The organism is Klebsiella sp. 141240 (assembly GCF_050600805.1).
GTDB lineage: Bacteria > Pseudomonadota > Gammaproteobacteria > Enterobacterales > Enterobacteriaceae > Klebsiella > Klebsiella aerogenes.
Genome location: NZ_JAQIRK010000085.1, coordinates 1 through 277 on the forward strand (window position 1 = coordinate 1; position 277 = coordinate 277).

2 tRNA genes are annotated in these 277 nt (G+C 52.7%); both read left to right on the top strand.

The window, feature by feature from the left end:
- Positions 1–14: 14 nt before the first annotated feature.
- A tRNA-Ile gene (locus tag PGQ95_RS26455) sits at positions 15–91 on the top strand.
- 105 nt (positions 92–196) lie between these two features.
- Positions 197–272, top strand: a tRNA-Ala gene (locus PGQ95_RS26460).
- Positions 273–277 lie beyond the last annotated feature (5 nt).

The following is a 277-nucleotide window of genomic DNA, read 5'->3' on the forward strand; positions in this document are numbered from 1 at the left end:
TAAGTAATCTCTGCAGGCTTGTAGCTCAGGTGGTTAGAGCGCACCCCTGATAAGGGTGAGGTCGGTGGTTCAAGTCCACTCAGGCCTACCAAATTCTTCCTGATACCGCGTTGTGAAACGACTCGCATACCTGAGTATGCTTCGCCGTTCCACGCCTTGTCTCAGAAAGAATTAAGGTTGATGAGATAACTACGATGGGGCTATAGCTCAGCTGGGAGAGCGCCTGCTTTGCACGCAGGAGGTCTGCGGTTCGATCCCGCATAGCTCCACCATCCTT